The organism is Solibacillus sp. FSL W8-0474, from assembly GCF_038004065.1.
Lineage (GTDB): Bacteria > Bacillota > Bacilli > Bacillales_A > Planococcaceae > Solibacillus > Solibacillus faecavium.
In genome coordinates this window covers 783,431-800,485 of sequence record NZ_JBBOQJ010000001.1, presented here as the reverse complement: position 1 = coordinate 800,485, position 17,055 = coordinate 783,431, and the positions used below count along the sequence as shown (strand labels likewise).

General features: G+C 37.4%; 15 protein-coding genes and 1 other annotated feature. Of the genes, 4 read left to right on the top strand and 11 right to left on the bottom strand.

Annotated features, from left to right (window positions below; genetic code table 11):
• Positions 1–394 precede the first annotated feature (394 nt).
• From pepF to spxA, 4 genes are all read right to left on the bottom strand, one after another.
• Positions 395–2,203, bottom strand: a complete 1,809-nt coding sequence (pepF, locus tag NYE67_RS03845; protein WP_340729252.1) for an oligoendopeptidase F — start codon at positions 2,201–2,203, stop codon at positions 395–397.
• A 57-nt stretch (positions 2,204–2,260) separates the two neighbouring features.
• Complete coding sequence (locus NYE67_RS03840; RefSeq protein WP_340729251.1) at positions 2,261–3,418, bottom strand: competence protein CoiA; 1,158 nt, start codon at positions 3,416–3,418, stop codon at positions 2,261–2,263.
• A 131-nt stretch (positions 3,419–3,549) separates the two neighbouring features.
• Entirely contained in the window at positions 3,550–4,203 is a 654-nt protein-coding gene (gene mecA / locus NYE67_RS03835; protein WP_191698624.1) for an adaptor protein MecA, read from the bottom strand.
• 315 nt (positions 4,204–4,518) lie between these two features.
• Complete coding sequence (gene spxA, locus NYE67_RS03830; RefSeq protein ID WP_008403575.1) at positions 4,519–4,917, bottom strand: transcriptional regulator SpxA; 399 nt, start codon at positions 4,915–4,917, stop codon at positions 4,519–4,521.
• A gap of 463 nt (positions 4,918–5,380) precedes the next feature.
• Positions 5,381–5,607, top strand: a binding site (T-box leader).
• Between the two features lie 104 nt (positions 5,608–5,711).
• On the opposite strand from spxA, the gene trpS reads away from it, so the two are divergent.
• Positions 5,712–6,701: a tryptophan--tRNA ligase gene (trpS, locus tag NYE67_RS03825; RefSeq protein WP_340729250.1), complete on the top strand. Its 990-nt coding sequence runs from the start codon at positions 5,712–5,714 to the stop codon at positions 6,699–6,701.
• 244 nt (positions 6,702–6,945) lie between these two features.
• Here the strand turns inward: trpS and fabF are convergent, their stop codons facing one another.
• Together fabF and NYE67_RS03815 are read right to left on the bottom strand one after the other, a co-directional pair.
• Positions 6,946–8,190 (bottom strand): beta-ketoacyl-ACP synthase II, encoded by a 1,245-nt coding sequence (gene fabF, locus NYE67_RS03820; protein ID WP_340730881.1) that lies wholly within the window; start codon positions 8,188–8,190, stop codon positions 6,946–6,948.
• A gap of 22 nt (positions 8,191–8,212) precedes the next feature.
• Positions 8,213–9,148, bottom strand: coding sequence for a beta-ketoacyl-ACP synthase III (locus tag NYE67_RS03815; protein WP_340729249.1), 936 nt, complete (start codon positions 9,146–9,148; stop codon positions 8,213–8,215).
• A 290-nt stretch (positions 9,149–9,438) separates the two neighbouring features.
• On the opposite strand from NYE67_RS03815, the gene NYE67_RS03810 reads away from it, so the two are divergent.
• Positions 9,439–9,636 (top strand): YjzD family protein, encoded by a 198-nt coding sequence (locus NYE67_RS03810; RefSeq protein WP_191698628.1) that lies wholly within the window; start codon positions 9,439–9,441, stop codon positions 9,634–9,636.
• 68 nt (positions 9,637–9,704) lie between these two features.
• Here NYE67_RS03810 and NYE67_RS03805 read toward each other — a convergent pair whose 3' ends face one another.
• The gene (locus NYE67_RS03805; protein WP_340729248.1) at positions 9,705–11,834 is read right to left on the bottom strand and encodes an ATP-dependent Clp protease ATP-binding subunit; all 2,130 of its coding nucleotides are present in this window, start codon (positions 11,832–11,834) and stop codon (positions 9,705–9,707) included.
• Positions 11,835–12,025: 191 nt separating this feature from the next.
• On the opposite strand from NYE67_RS03805, the gene NYE67_RS03800 reads away from it, so the two are divergent.
• On the top strand, positions 12,026–12,715 hold the full coding sequence (locus NYE67_RS03800; RefSeq protein WP_340729247.1) for a Crp/Fnr family transcriptional regulator: 690 nt from the start codon (positions 12,026–12,028) through the stop codon (positions 12,713–12,715).
• Positions 12,716–12,785: 70 nt separating this feature from the next.
• Here the strand turns inward: NYE67_RS03800 and NYE67_RS03795 are convergent, their stop codons facing one another.
• Positions 12,786–13,094 carry a metal-sulfur cluster assembly factor gene (locus NYE67_RS03795; protein WP_191702620.1) on the bottom strand — a complete coding sequence of 103 codons (309 nt, stop codon included), beginning with the start codon at positions 13,092–13,094 and terminating at the stop codon, positions 12,786–12,788.
• Between the two features lie 61 nt (positions 13,095–13,155).
• Positions 13,156–13,911, bottom strand: coding sequence for a prolyl oligopeptidase family serine peptidase (locus NYE67_RS03790; RefSeq protein WP_340729246.1), 756 nt, complete (start codon positions 13,909–13,911; stop codon positions 13,156–13,158).
• Positions 13,912–14,021: 110 nt separating this feature from the next.
• Between NYE67_RS03790 and NYE67_RS03785 the strand changes: the two genes are divergently transcribed.
• Positions 14,022–14,828 (top strand): Cof-type HAD-IIB family hydrolase, encoded by an 807-nt coding sequence (locus NYE67_RS03785; RefSeq protein ID WP_340729245.1) that lies wholly within the window; start codon positions 14,022–14,024, stop codon positions 14,826–14,828.
• Between the two features lie 78 nt (positions 14,829–14,906).
• Here the strand turns inward: NYE67_RS03785 and NYE67_RS03780 are convergent, their stop codons facing one another.
• Positions 14,907–16,358: an alpha-amylase family glycosyl hydrolase gene (locus NYE67_RS03780; RefSeq protein ID WP_340729244.1), complete on the bottom strand. Its 1,452-nt coding sequence runs from the start codon at positions 16,356–16,358 to the stop codon at positions 14,907–14,909.
• Positions 16,359–16,618: 260 nt separating this feature from the next.
• Positions 16,619–16,987 (bottom strand): YisL family protein, encoded by a 369-nt coding sequence (locus tag NYE67_RS03775; RefSeq protein WP_340729243.1) that lies wholly within the window; start codon positions 16,985–16,987, stop codon positions 16,619–16,621.
• Between the last annotated feature and the right edge of the window lie 68 nt (positions 16,988–17,055).

The window sequence follows — 17,055 nt, the reverse complement described above, 5'->3', positions numbered from 1 at the left end:
ACATGGATTTATGGAGAAGTATAAAAAAACAAAAGAGGCGCCTCTATCCTCGAGAGATAGGACGCCTCTTTTTCACAAAGGGGATGGGAGAAATGTTCACGTTCAAACAAAGGGGTGTATGTTTGTTATGTGATTTATTTCACAAATATTACTCTATCATGGAATAATATTTCTTGCAATAATTCTTTTATAATTTCACAAATTCGTCATATAGTAAGCGTTTCCATAATTTCATTGGTTCAAAGGCTGTTAAAAAGGCGAAGATCATTGATATATAGCGGTTTATCACGGATTTAACCGAAAGAAGTTTTCGACTGTTAAATTGCATAACGGACAGAAAATCCGTTTTCAAAAGCAAAAAACGCACCTGAAACAGATGCGTTTTCACAAACAATTAATTATTTAATAATAACTTTTCTAACTCATCTAACTTTTCTTCAAACACCTTACATGCAAGTGCGATTGGTTCTGGTGACTCCATATCAACACCTGCTGCTTTCAATACTTCTATTGGGAAGTCTGAGCAACCTGCTTTTAGGAAGTTGTTAATATAGCGCTCTACCGCTGGTTCTCCCTCTTCCAATATTTGTTTTGATAAAGCTGTTGCAGCTGATTGACCTGTTGCATATTGGTATACGTAATAGTTGTAATAGAAATGCGGAATACGTGCCCATTCAAGGCCAATTTCTTCATCAACAGTCATCGCGTCACCAAAATATTGTTTGTTCAAATCATAGTAAATTGATGTTAGCTTCTCAGCTGTAATCGATTCACCTTTTGCATCAAGCTCATGAATCATATGCTCAAATTCAGCAAACATCGTCTGACGGAATACTGTACCGCGGAAACCATCCAGCCATTGATTTAATAGATATATTTTTTTCTTCTCATCATCCAAAGTTTTCATCAAATGATCAAATAGTAGCTCTTCATTGCATGTCGAAGCAACTTCCGCAACGAAAATCGAGTAATCAGAATATTGATATGGCTGATTCTCACGTGAATAATAACTATGCATCGAGTGACCAAATTCATGTGCCAATGTGTATAAATTGTTTACGTTATTTTGCCAATTCATTAAAACATATGGGTTTGTACCGAATGTACCTGATGAATAGGCACCACTGCGCTTCCCTTTGTTTTCTAAAACGTCAACCCAACGACTATCCAAACCTTTTTGAACAGTCTCCTGATATTCCTTACCTAAAGGCGCAAAGCTTTCAACCATCGTTTTCATAGCTTCATCGTATGTTACTTCCATTTTCACTTCTTTTACAAGCGGTGTAAATAGATCGTACATATGCAGTTCATCTACACCTAACACTTGTTTACGCAGTTCCACGTAGCGATGTAGTGCTGGTAAATAATCATGGATTGTTGAAATAAGCTGATCATATACTTTTTCAGGAATAAAGTTATTGCTTAATGCTGCATGACGTGCCGAATCGTAATTACGGATTTTTGCATTGGCATTATGCGCCTTCACATTTCCTGCTAAAGTTGTCGCAAATGTGTTTTTATATTGACCATATGTTTTGTATACTGCTTTGAAAGCTGACTCTCGTACTTCACGATTATCACTTTCCAGCATTGTAATGTAATTGCCGTGTGTAATTTGTACTTCTTCCCCATCTTCTCCAATAATTTTAGGGAATTCGATATCGGCATTGTTTAATGCACTAAATGTTTTGCTTGCTGAAGAAGCGACTTCCGACATTTGCGCTAACAGCTCTTCTTTTTCTGCAGATAATACGTGCGGACGGCCTAAGTTAATTTCCTTCAAGCTCTGTTTGTATAGAGCAAGCGGTTCATAGCTTTCCACATAGCTGTTTAGCGTTGCTTCATCCAATGCTAAAATTTCAGGGGTAATAAATGACCATGCAGCTCCGACATTCGTAATAACAGAACGAACGCGACCGTCCAAATCCTGATATTTGCTGTTCGTCGTATCCTGGTCATGCTTTAAATGAGAATACACATATAATTTGTGCAGACGCTCATATAATGCATCGCTAAATTGCAATGTATTGTATAAGCTTTCAGCACTGTCTGCTACTTTCCCTTTAAAATCTGAAGCTTGCTTTGATAATTGGTCCACTTCTTTCAGTTCTGCTTCCCAAGCCTCATCTGACTCGAAAATTGTTGTTAAATCCCAAGTTAAATGCTCCGGTACTTCTTCACGTGTTAAAATTTGCTTAGCCATTCATTTGCCTCCTAATATTCCGAAATTCGAAATTATAAGTCTATTTAATCAATTTCACTACCCAATTGCAACCCATTCGTCGTATAGAGCTTCAAAAAGTTTATTTAAGCTCATACTTTCATGTACTTGCCCTATATTAAGCTTCCTTAATATTTTTAAATACTGCACAACAGCCACTTTCCTCTCACTAGTTTGTTCCATACCAATCCATTCAAAAAAATACGGAATAGCCTTTTGGTTCATCGTTTTTGGAATAAGACTGTGACATTTCATAAAATAAAACAATTGTACTTGCCACTCTAAACAAAATCTGTCAAAAGCATTTGTATTCATTACTGGAATCCCTAAATACAATGGTAAATTCGTGGTCGTTAACTGCAGTTCATATAAAGCACGTAAAAATTGATCGTTAACCCCTTTTTTGCTCAGCAATATACGAGGTCGCAAATATTGGTCACGGTATTTTCTGAAGCTAATGAGGAGCTCATGAAATATTTCCTTCGGGACTTTATCGGGAATGAGGAATGGAAATTGCTGTTGATGTAACGGAAGTATTTTAACAAATGCAAAGTACTGCATTTTATTGATATGAATTAAGTTACTCAAATAGTAAAAGTTTTTGCTTTTTACATCATAGGTGAGGAGAAAATTTTGATTGTTATACTGTTGGATAAATTGAGCATTGAAATGATTAATTGAAATTTTCAACATTCCTGATGCTTGAAATTTTTCCGGTGTATGCAATAGCCATATTGGTGTAATATTTGCCTTTATATACCCTTTTGTTCGCTGTAGAAAAAGATCCTGCGAGATTGGGCTGCATTGAAATTCAATAGCATATTGCTTGTCCATTTTAGAAATGAAAATATCTGGTCGTTGACGGAGGAGGGGCAAATAGGGTTCAAGCATTGGTTGCAGCTTGAGCTTTGTAAAATGTTGAAATAGCTGCTGCTTGCCTAATAAATGGTTGGTTGATTCCCGTTCCGAAAATAATGAATCGCAATTACTTTTTTTATAATGTGCAAAGTGCGGAATTTTTATCTGTCCAGCTTTCAGCAAAAGCTCCTCTCTGCACTGGGGACAATAAAACTGCCGCCGTTGCTTTAATTGTTGCAGCTCCTGTTCCGAGAGCTTTGACGTTAAATGAAAGAGCTGTTGTTTTTCTGTCAGTGCGACCAACAATGCTTTCCACTCCTTTTTATCTATCGTAAGCAAATGAAGAACAGGTTTCAACTTATAATAAGTAACTAGTGGGAAAGTGACATTTTCAATAGGTTATGCCTGCAAACAAGTCCAATTATACAGACAAAAAAGCCACCCTGAATAAGGTGGCTTTAACAACTTGATTATTCAAAATATGTGATGATTGTTTCAAAGCAGTCCTCTGGAATAATTGTCTCCGCGTATTCGTCCAAGCGGTGTCTCGTAACTTTGGAAGCAGATAAATATTCAGTGCATAATGCAACGACATTTTTCGCTTCTTGAATTTCCAGACTTTCTAACTCTACATATAAATAGTAGTAGTCCTCCCATTTATACAGCGCAGATTTAACTCCCAACGGGGCTGCGCGTTTTGCAAGAGGCACTAGCTCATCAATATCTTTAAATCGGAATCGTGCATTTTCAAGCGTCTGCTCTTCATCTTTGGCTGCCTTACCAATTGCATTGAAAATCGATTCTTCCATTTCGTTTAATTGATCTGCTATATGAAGGTCGTCTTCAAAAGTACCAACCATCGATGAAGTTTCGGAATCATTCCCTACAGATGCACGAGTTACAACGACTTCTAACCCACTATCAGAAGCATTAATATGAATCCAAATCGGACCATCTAAGTCGAAATAATCATCTGTATTTACTTCGCCAATGATATCCCAAAAGAGCTCTTCTCCCTTAGCGCGATTGTACCAAATTTCTTCACGCGTATAACCACGGTCTTCGATATCACTATACGTAATAAATAGTTTTAACGTATTTTCATTAATGCGTTCGATGTCCATTAGACCTCAACTCCCTTCACAGTCATTGTATAGAACGTCACTTATATTCCAAAATGCATACAATAAGGCGTTCTATTGCATCGGAACTAAGATACTAAAAAAATGGGAAGTATCTATAACTCTATTGTATGATGGATTGGATAAAAATGAAAAGAAAAAACATTATTCAGCATAAATTATTTGAATAATTGAAATTGTATTGTACCCATCAGTTTAAATCAAGTATTAAAGAATTCCTTGTTAATATGATCTGAAATAAAAAAAAGATGCCACAATTGCACCCTAGGCAACCGTAGCATCATGAGTGTCTTTTATTTAGTTAACCATGCGTTGCGCTTCCTGAAGCTGGTAAGCACGTACTTTACGAGGTAGGAATCGACGGATTTCATCTTCGTTATAGCCAACTTGTAGACGTTTTTCGTCCAATATAATCGGTCGGCGTAAAAGACCTGGATATTCCTGTATTAACTCGTATAATCTTTGCAATGGCAATGTTTCAACATCTACATTCAATTTTTGGAAAATTTTCGATCGCGTTGAAATAATTTCATCGGTACCATCTTCTGTCATTCGTAAAATTTCCTTAATCTCACTAATTGTAAGTGGCTCCGAAAAAATATTGCGCTCTGTATATGGGATATCATGTTCCTCTAACCATGCTTTTGCTTTTCGACATGAAGTACAACTTGGTGAAGTAAATAATGTTACTAACATTGTCTCACTCCTCTCTAATTGATTTCAATTTAACTGATATATGCAGCTTCATTTCATATGGAAGCGTAAATATATAATACTTAGTTTAGAATTAATTTAATTTAAGATTCTGTTCTTATTATACATGAATACGCCATGTTTGAATACACATTGTCAACAAATAATTCAACTACCGTAATAATTTTTATTACATGTTTTTCTCTATTAAGCGCACTTTCTTTATTTTTGTGCTACAACATTTTTGTACCCTTATGCTAATAGATTTAAACTTAAAAGACAGAATGTTTTTTCTCATTTATTCAAATATAGATGAGAATTAAACTGAACGAAGATTTGTTGTTTCAAATAATCAGCTTATTATTTTACTACTATTTCCACTACAATGCATTTTTATTCCTATTTCTTTCAAATAAAACAATTGCTTTCTTTTCAATATTTACGATATAATCACTTTCAAGATTATGAAAAAACGATGACGAAGAGTAGTACATTTAAAGCGAATGCCTAGAGAATCTGTGGTTGGTGCAAACAGATCATTCATTAAATGGAATGGACTTCCGAGTTAGCTTGATGAACGAACTTAAATGTAAGTTCCATTAGTTAAGCTCGTTCCCTTCACGTTACGAAGAAGAGTGGCCAATTGAGGCAAGCTGGGTGGTACCGCGGATTTTAACATCATTCGTCCCTTCTATTATTTACATAATAGAGGACGCATGATGTTTTTTTGTCTAAAAATTACTTCAAGTAATTTTGGAAGAAAATCTTATTTACCCATTTTAAGGAGGAATCACCCAATGAAAACCATCTTTTCAGGCGTACAGCCAACAGGAACAATTACTTTAGGAAACTATATCGGTGCAATTAAACAATTCCCTGCTTTACAGGACGACAATAATGCTATTTATTGCATCGTCGACCAACATGCCATTACCGTTCCACAAGATCGATTGGAATTGCGCAAAAATATCCGATCATTGGCAGCGATGTACATTGCATGCGGTATTGATCCTGAAAAATCCATTTTATTTATCCAATCCGAAGTACCTGCGCACGCACAGGCAGGATGGATGCTGCAATGTGTCGCTTCAATCGGTGAATTAGAGCGCATGACACAGTTCAAAGATAAATCAACTGGTAAAGAATCCGTTTCTGCCGCACTTTTAACATACCCGCCGTTAATGGCTGCCGATATTCTTCTTTACAATACAGACATCGTGCCAGTAGGTGAAGATCAAAAACAACATATCGAGCTAACTCGTGATTTAGCGGAACGTTTTAATAAGCGTTACAATGATGTTTTAACGATTCCTGATATTCAATTACCAAAAGAAGGCGCCCGTATCAAATCATTGCAGGAGCCGACGAAAAAAATGTCAAAATCAGATACAAATACGAAAGCAACAATTCGTCTTTTGGATACACCGAAAGAGATTGAAAAGAAAATCAAATCTGCTGTAACGGATTCTGAGGGAATTGTGAAGTTTGACGTTGAAAATAAGCCAGGCGTATCCAATTTACTTATTATTGAATCTGCCTTATCAGAAATTTCAATTAAGGATTTAGAAGAAAAATACGAAGGCAAAGGCTACGGCGATTTTAAAGCAGGTGTGGCACAAGCTGTTATCGACCATATTGCACCTATACAAGAGCGCTATTATGCATTAATCGACTCTCCGGAACTTGATCTTATTTTAGATGAAGGAGCTGCTAAAGCGGATGCTATCGCAGCCAAAACGCTTAAGAAAATGGAGAACGCGATGGGATTAGGCCGTAAACGACGCTAACCATTCCGATTACCGCTATTAGAAGCAAATACAGTTCTGCACCATGAAGGATGTACAGCATTACTGCATGCCATGAATAGCCCAATGTCCGATAGTTTAAGTATAAAATCATATTACTAATCGACATTACACAAAGCCCATAAAAAAATAGAAATAGTACGAAGCGTGTCAAAACACCATCCTTTGTACAACTATACGAAAAACGAACGGACGATAGAATTCGTCCGTTCGTTTTTTATATTTCCTATTGCTCTGTGTATTTTTTAAATAATAAACAAGCGTTATGCCCGCCGAAACCTAATGAATTGCTCAGTCCATATTCCACATCAGCTTTTCTTGCTGCATTTGCAACATAGTCCAAGTCACATTCCGGATCAGGGTCTTGTAAATTCATCGTCGGAGGTAAAATCCCTTCTTTTAGGGCAAGTACTGTGAAAATCGCTTCAATACCACCTGCTGCTCCTAATAAGTGACCAGTCATACTTTTTGTCGAACTCATTGCCAACTTGTATGCATGATCGCCAAATACCGTTTTCACTGCTTGTGTTTCAAATAAATCGTTGTACGGTGTACTCGTACCGTGTGCATTAATGTATCCTACTTGCTCTGGAGAGACATTCGCATCATCCAACGCCATTTTCATTGCTCGTGCAGCCCCTTCACCATTTGGGGCTGGAGCTGTAATATGATGGGCATCTCCTGTTGAACCGTAGCCAACTACTTCTCCATAAATTTTTGCGCCACGCGCTTTTGCATGTTCATATTCTTCCAGAATTAATATACCTGCCCCTTCGCCAATAACGAAGCCATCACGATTTTTATCAAATGGACGTGATGCCGTCGCAGTGTCTGGATTTAAAGATAATGCAGTATTTGCACAAAAGCCGGCAACCGCCATTGTTACGATTGGTGCTTCCGTTCCTCCTGTAATCATTACATCCGCATCCCCGCGTTCAATTACTTTGAAAGCGTCTCCGATTGAATTTGTCCCTGAAGCACAGGCTGTGACTGTACATGAGTTGACTCCTTTTGCTCCCAAATAAATCGATACTTGGCCTGAAGCCATATCAGGAATCATCATTGGTACGAAGAACGGACTTACTCGGCGAACACCACGCTCTTGGAATGTCAAAAATTGCTGTTCATGTGTTTCCATTCCACCAATTCCCGAGCCAATCCAAACGCCAACACGAGGCGCCATTTCTTCTGTAATCGTAAGGTTAGCATCTTTTGCAGCCATCATTGAAGCAGCTAGTGCGTAATGGGTAAAGCGATCCATTTTTCGTGCTTCTTTTTTCTCAATATAATCTTCTATATTAAAGTCTTTTACCTCCGCTGCAACAGACACCGGAAATTTACTCGTATCTACACGCGTTAGTGGTCCGATTCCTGATTTTCCTGCTACTACATTGTCCCATGATTGTTCTGCATTGTTTCCTACTGGCGTTACTGCGCCGATTCCTGTTACAACAACTCTTCTTTTCACCATCATTTAACACCCTTCTCTTTCTTTATTTTCCCCATTTTAATGCGAGTGCCCCCCAAGTAAGCCCTCCACCAAAACCAACTAATACAACGATATCATCGTCCTTAATTTTCCCCTCAGCCAAATCGTCGACAATCGAGATACCGATTGATGCAGCCGATGTATTACCGTATTTCTGAATCGTTTTCGACATTTTTTCTTCCGGTAGTCCTAGACGCTCTCTAGCAGCCTCCATAATGCGGATATTCGCCTGGTGCGGTACTAGGTAATCTACATCTTCCTTCGTTAATCCAGCCTTCTCCAGTACACTGACTGCGGACTCACCCATTTGACGAACTGCAAACTTAAATACTTCACGACCATTCATCGAAATGTGGTTTTCTGGATTTAAATATAAATGTTTTCCACCTGTTCCATCCGCCCCAAGTTCATATGCCAATATGCCGCGCCCTTCAGAAACTTTACCAATTACAGCAGCACTTGCACCATCACCAAATAAGACAGCTGTGTTCCGATCTTTCCAATCGGTTATTTTTGATAATTTTTCAACACCTACTACTAATATATATTCATAACTATTACTCTCAATAAATTGTTTTGCTATTGCAGTCCCATAAATAAAGCCTGAACATGCAGCAGAAATGTCCATTGCGCCGCAACCCGAAACCCCAAGACGTTCTTGTATTTGGCAGGCTACACTCGGAAAATTCTGATCTTGAGTAACCGTTGCGACAATGATTAATCCCACTTTATCTGCTGTAATACCGGCATTTTCAATTGCTTGTTGTGCCGCTTTATAGGCTAAATCTGATGTTTCCTCATTCTCTGCGATATATCGATTTCCAATACCTGTCCGTGAACGAATCCATTCATCCGATGTATCTAAAAATTGTTCAATTTCCGAATTTGTCAAAGCTTTTTCCGGAATATACTTGCCCATGCTAATTATACCAGCATTCATATATTATCCCCCTTGTTTTCAAACATATCCAACCCAAACCTTCTGCTGAATAACATAAAATAATCACTAAATATTAGTATCTGGTACTAATTATAAAGTATAAGTATTTTGAAAACAATTAAAATTTATAGAAAAGACAATAACCATGTTTTTACGGTACGGAATATTCACTTTATGACATCTTAGCGAAAAGTTGTATTCCCCCTTTTATTTTCATGAAGGCTTGTGGTATGATATTGAAGATGTAATTTCAAAATAACGATATAAATAAGTTCAATGAGGTGAAATTGATGCAATATATTATTACTTTCTTTTGGTCATTCCTTTTAGTAACAATGACTAACTATGTAGTAAGTTCTGTATTAGGTGTAAACTTTAATTTCATGAATGGCGTAATCGTATCATTAGTATTCAGCGTATTAGTACTTATTATCGCTGCAATCATTCCAAACGAATCAACTCCAGACATGGAAGCAGAGCAACATTAATAGATGACAAGGGGCTGTCCGGTATTATACTGGACAGCCCCTTGTCATTTAATTTTATTTCATATCTTCTACTTCTGGGAAATCACCAGTTCATCATTTTCCAGCATAATTTCCAGTACACCACCCGCTGTTACTACACCTTTTAACAGTTCCCGCGCAACAATTGTTTCCAAGTGGCGCTGAACGAAGCGTTTTAATGGACGTGCACCATATTGGGGATCAATGCCATGTTCTACAATCCAGTCCACTACTTCCTTACGTACATGCAACGTAATTTCCTGTTCTGCAACTCTTTCCTGTAGCTGCTTTACATATTTCCAGGCAATTGCATGGAAGTGTTCTTCCGACAATGCATGGAAAATGATAATATCGTCCATTCGATTTAATAACTCTGGCTTAAAATGCTGACGCAAAGCCGTCTGTACAAGCTTCTCGGAATCATCAGACGCCTCCAGTAAAAATTGCGACCCAATATTAGACGTTAAAATAACAACCGTATTCGTAAAGTTTACTACTCGACCCTGGCTATCGGTAATTCGACCATCATCCAATAATTGCAGTAAAATATTCGCTACATCCGGATGAGCCTTTTCAATTTCATCTAATAGTACAACTGAATACGGATTACGGCGTACTGCCTCTGTTAGCTGTCCACCTTCTTCATAACCAATATAACCAGGTGGCGCTCCGACAAGTCGGGATACAGAGTGCTTCTCCATATACTCGCTCATATCGATGCGGATAAAATGGTCTTCCGAATCAAATAATTGTTCTGCTAGTGCTTTTGCCAATTCTGTTTTACCGACACCTGTTGGCCCTAGGAACAGGAAGCTTCCAATTGGCTTATTAGGATCCTTAATACCGGAGCGAGCACGCCATACTGCCTCTGCTACATAAGTGACTGCATCATCTTGTCCAACAACACGGTCATGTAATGTATCTTTTAATCGCAATAACTTTTCACGTTCCCCTTCAACAAGCTTCGTTACCGGAATACCTGTCCAACGGGATATAATTTTTGCAATTTCATCTTCTGTTACTTCTTCGCGCAGCATGCGGTTGCCTTCTGAATCTTTAAGCTGCTTTTCCAATTCTCCAAGTTCTTTTTCCAGTTGCGGAATGATACTGTACTGCAGTTCACTTGCTCGCGCTAAATTGTTGCCGGAAACGAACAGTTGATCACGTTCTGCTTCATATTTTTTCAGTTTGTCTTTTTTATCGCGTACAATTTGCAAACCGTTTTTCTCAAGTTCCCATTGTTCTTTCATCGATTGCATTGAAGCGTCTAAAGTATCGATTTCATTTGTAAGGATTTCCAGACGTTTTTTACTCGCATCATCCTTTTCTTTCTTCAACGCTTGTTGTTCAATTTTAAGCTGAGTAAGTCGGCGTGTTAATTGATCTAGTTCCTGCGGCATTGAATCGATTTCAATTCGAATCATGGCACATGCCTCATCAACTAAATCTATTGCTTTGTCCGGTAAAAAACGGTCTGTAACATAGCGATTGGCTAACTGTGCTGCTGCAATAATGGCGCGGTCATGAATACGAACACCACGGTGATGCTCTTCAAAACGGTCTTTAATACCGCGCAGAATGGATACCGTGTCCTCAATGGATGGTTCACGTACTAGAACTTGCTGGAATCGACGTTCCAAAGCAGGATCCTTTTCAATATACATACGATATTCATCCAATGTCGTCGCACCAATGCAATGCAACTCCCCTCGTGCAAGCATCGGTTTAAGCATATTACCTGCGTCCATGGCACCATCACTTTTTCCGGCACCTACAATTGTATGAATTTCATCGATAAATAAAATGATACTTCCATCTGAATCTTTCACTTGCTTTAACACGGATTTCAAACGTTCTTCAAATTGACCACGGTAAGAAGCGCCGGCGATGAGCGCACTCATATCCAGCTCATATAACTGAGCATCCTTTAATCCTTCCGGTACATCCTGTCGTACGATTCGTTGCGCCAAGCCTTCCACAATAGCTGTTTTACCAACACCTGGTTCGCCAATCAATACAGGGTTATTTTTTGTTTTGCGCGATAAAATCCGGATAACATTGCGAATTTCCTCATCACGTCCAATAACCGGGTCCATCTTGCCATTCTTTACTTGTTCAATTAAATTACGTCCAAATTGCTCTAAAGGCGGACGATTGTCTTGTGTTTGGTTAAATTGCATATATTGCATCCTCCCGATAGTTTGACCTTTACTGACTAATTTTATTATAGGTCAAAATTAGTCAACTCACAAATTTTTACACATACCTTTTTTATTCTACAAAATATGTTATGATATTTTAACAATAAATGGTAATTAATTAAACCTTATTGTCCCAACTACGTAATTTTGAAAATGAGGTAATGACTAAAATGTTAAAAACAACTCCTAAAGAAATAGTATTACTGATTCAAAAGGAAGGAACAATTCTGAATGTCGAGAAAGGAATGCGTATTTTCCAGGAAGGTGAGCGCTGTAATTCTCTTTTCCTTATTAAAAGCGGAAACGTGCAAATCGGTAAAAAAGCTCCAAGTGGTAAAGAATTGACTATTCGTATTTGTGGAACAAATAGTATAATTGGTGAAAATTTAGTTTTTGCTCCTTATCCTTTTCATACTACAACAGCACAAGCACTTGTAGATTCAGAACTTTTAGCAATCCATCCTAATATTTTAGAAAAACACTTCATTAATAATTATTCGATGTTAACCGCATATTTAAACTGGTTACAAACAGAAAACTTGAAAAACCAATCACGTCTTCGAGACTTAGTATTATACGGTAAACAAGGCGCACTATATTCAACATTAATACGTCTTTCCAATACTTATGGAGAATTCTGCTCTTTAAACGAAATAAATATAATGTTAGCCTTAACTCCTATCGATCTTGCCAATTTATGTGCAACAAGTCCAGACTTAATCAAAATCATGTTAAAGGAATTATGTGAAAAGAAAATCATTAAAATAGAGGAAAACTATATTACCGTATTAAACATGGACTATTTAAAGCATAATATTGAATGTTCAAACTGCCCTCTTGAAATATGCAGGATTGATTAAAATTACTTTAAATCCAAAAATAAAAATCGATTATTTTGCTTCTGCAAAATAATCGATTTAATATTTTTTATTAACGGATACCTAAAGCCATTTTTGCGTAGCGTGACATATTGTCTTTAGACCATGCCGGCTGCCATACGATATCAACTTTTACCTCTTTTACTTCCGGTAATTCATTTAATGCTGTTGTTACTTGATCCACGATTACTGGTGCAAGCGGGCACCCCATTGATGTTAAGGTCATTGTAACAATCGCTAAGCCCTCTTCTGTTAAATCCACTTCATATACTAAACCTAAGTTGACAATATCGATGCCTAGCTCAGGGTCGATTACATTTTCTAAAGCTCCGAGCATGCTGTCTTTCATATCTTGATCAATCGCCATTTTTTGTTTCCCCTTTCGACATAGTGTTATCGTCTATCATAGCAGAATGAATGCTTTATGCCAAACGTTGTGCAATGAAATCCGTTACTTGTAAAATACCATTTCTTGAAACGGCATGTCCTGCTTTTGGCTCTGCGATATATTGAATATTCGCTGCCCTTCCTTCTTTTTTAAGTTGTTCATAAAAAGGTCTGCTCATACTAAATGGAACGACCGTATCTTTTTCACCATGCCAAAATATTATTGGTTTGTTTGCCCACAATGCTTCATGCTGTTCCATATCATATTTGCCAAGCATCTGGAACAAAGCACTTTGCTGTTGTTCAGATATTGGAAGTTGAACACCCTTTTGCTTTAGTTCCTCAACTTGATGAAGTGCGACCTTCGTGTAGCTTGTTGTCCCCATGCAAATACCAGCAGCCTGAATCCACGGATAGATGGTTAAACAACCAGATGTTACAATACCACCCATTGACGTTCCGGCAACGCCAATTTTGTCGCCTACCATTTTTTTTAGTTTCAATTCTTCATAAAGTGTATGTACTTCTTCAATCGATTTTAAAACAATTTTCCAAAAGTTATAGTTCATCTGTTCATCCGTTAAATAATCTGATCGATCTCCATGCATGATCGCATCAGGAAGTATAACTCGGATACCTTTTTGCACAAACTGATATGCATAATGAAGATTATGTTCCTTTGCACTTAAGAATCCATGTAAAAAAATAACGACGGGTGTATGTTCGTCCATCGTTTCATCATACACATGCAATAATGGAATGGATTTCCATAACTCTTGCTTAACAATCATTTTTCTCACCTCGCCTTAACCATATCAAAACTTCACGATTGTTTCAAAACTTTGACGAATGTTAATTTTTCACGTTACAATAATACCCATGCTAAAGGAGGCTTATTCTCATGAACGAACATTTAATAGTATTGGATTTAGACGGAACATTATTGACGGATGATAAGAAGATTTCCTCCCTTACAAAGGAAACATTGTTTAAGGCAAAGCAAGCAGGACATCAAGTAATGATTGCGACAGGACGTCCTTTCCGGGCTAGTCTTCCCTATTATAAAGAATTGGAGTTAACGACACCTATTGTCAATTTTAATGGTGCGCTTATCCACCACCCTAAAAATCCGATGTGGAAAACGATTCATACACCTGTGGATTTAGGTGTAGTCCATGACGTTGTTGAATCAGTCCATAAATATGAATATGATAATTTAATTGCCGAAGTAATGGATGATGTATATCTCCATCGCGAAGATGAAAAAGTACACGAAATGTTTAATATGGGCAGTCCTAATATTTTAATGGGTGATCTCAAAAAGACATTAAAGGAAAATCCAACGAGTTTATTAATTCAGGCAGATGATGTAAATACGCCGATTATCCGCAAACATTTGCACGATGTACACGCCGAGCTGATCGAGCATCGACGCTGGGGTGCACCTTTCCCGATTATTGAAATCGTGCATAAAGGGTTAAGTAAAGCAATTGGTATTGACTTCATTTCAAAAGAAATGGGTATTCCACGTGAGCGGATCATTGCATTTGGCGACGAGGACAATGATTTTGAAATGATTGAGTATGCCGGAATTGGTGTAGCGATGAGTAATGGAATTGATGATTTAAAAAATATCGCCAACGAAATTACGTTATCCAATAATGAAGATGGTATCGCTAAGTTTTTGCAGGATCGACTGAAACTATAAATCTCGTTACCGAATTAAGTCCAATTATTAAAAATAGCCCGGAAAAGCGAGATATTCACTTTTCCGGGCTATTTCATTTTATTTTGCTGAATTGGCGCGGCGTTGTTTCCCACGTTTCATAATGACAATCATGAATGCCGTATAAAGTACAACAACTAGTCCAAGTGCCACAATATAGGAAGTATTAATTCCTCGCGCATCGATGACCTGATACACCTCAACCATTTCACGGTCTAAAATGATCGTATAGTTATTATCTTTATTTTCACGAATGATTTCACTATTGAACATCCCACGGATTTCTTTTCCTTCCCCGAGCTCTGCTACAGGGATATGGACACGTTTTGTTTTACTACTATTGTTAATAACAACAATCCATGTTTCCGTGTCAGATTTCCGCTCAAATACGATATAGCCATCTTCATTTTCAAGCCACTTAAATTCGCCATTACGTAATGTATCTGAATCATTTCGTAAAGATTGAAGCTTTCCAACATAATCCGCCAGTTCTGAATCTGTCTTAAAATTATAGTATTGATGTGCCTCTTCACCGGCAGTACCATTCATTGCAATTTCAGAACCGTATTGAACGACTGGCACACCCGGCAATAATAGTGTGCTTGCAATCGAAATTTTACTCCGTGTTGGAGGGTACATCCCTTCAGCCGTTGCAGCTAAAGTAAAACGGTCAGACCAAATTGTATCAGTCATTGTCAAAACAGGTGTGTCTGATATTGTCTCTTCAATATATGGCTCTAACACTGAAGTATCTAAATCAACATTTTTAAAGGAATTTGTAAATTTTGATGCGACATCATTATAAAATTTCGCATCAAAATCGGCATCACTTTCTGCATTTGCAATTACATAGGCACCCGTAGCTTTTAATTGCTCAATCAAGCGATTTAAAAATGCTGTCTCCACTTGTTCAATATTCGTTAGACGAACGCCGTCCAGTCCGTATGTATCCACAAATTGTACAGCGTTGTCGATAATTTCGTTTTGTACTTCTTCATTTGTTAAATCCCACTGTATTTTCCCATCATTTGTACTCGCCACATACCCTTGCTTTTCTGCAAGTTCATGGTTTGGACTAACATCTGTAATAGGGAAATCAGCCATTATTTTCATTTCACGCTTTTGGTATGAACTTACCATTTTCTTAAATTCATCAGCTGTACCAAAACGAGGGTCTAGTAGTGTATAGCTTGTCGGCATTGAACCGTCATATTTTTCTGTTGCAAAAACTGAGCCTACTGAAAGCATTGTATAGCCCATATTCGTCACATAATCAATCTTTTTTAAGACTCCATCGAAATCACCACCCGCAAACATTGTCGGGTCTTGGGCATTTACAGTATGATCATCGTTTTTGCCTGTTCCATTAAAAAAGCGGTCCACTAAAATGTCATATATACTTTCATCTGCAATTGTACGATTTTCTTCAGCATTTGCTAATGATGCAAATGACAATGAAGTCGAAAGTACCACACCTGCAGTAAGTGCACTAAGCCATTTATTAAATCTCAATTTATTTCCCTCTCTTTCACATACAATCCAACGTCATTTTACCAAAAAACCTATACACGTATCTATGATTACAAAAGTTATTTGTAGGAAATGCAACAAATACGTGACAAAAATGTGTATGAATTAAAGAATAGCAAATTATATTACCTTTTATACAGTTGGAGGATAAATAGAGGGGAATGAATGATAGAAAATATAGAGTTGATTAAATTAAAAAGGGTGCAAAAAGTTAAATTTACTTTTTGCACACCTTGCCTTTATTAGAAGTTTATACCGATACCCATGCTCATACCTAAGTATAATGTTATTAGTAAAACGATACCGAATAGTACCCAGAACATATTAACAGACTTGCCTTTGTTTTTACGAACTAATACCATTTCCATGAATGCGATTACTAAAATACCAAATAACACTTTCATATCATAGTTCATGCCGCTTTCAGCAATTTTATCGCGCCATTCTAAGAATAAAGCCAGACCAGTAATGATCACTAAAATATACATTACACGTAAAGTCATGTGAACAGCTGTTAATTTTTTCCCTGCTAAAGCAGCTACAAAAAATAGGATTAATGCAAGTGCCCATGCTGTAATGTGCAAGTGTGTTGAGCTTGATAAGAAATCCATGAATTTTCCACCTCTTCTATTTATTATCTACACGAAATATCCTACCATGCTAGCATGTATAAATTCAA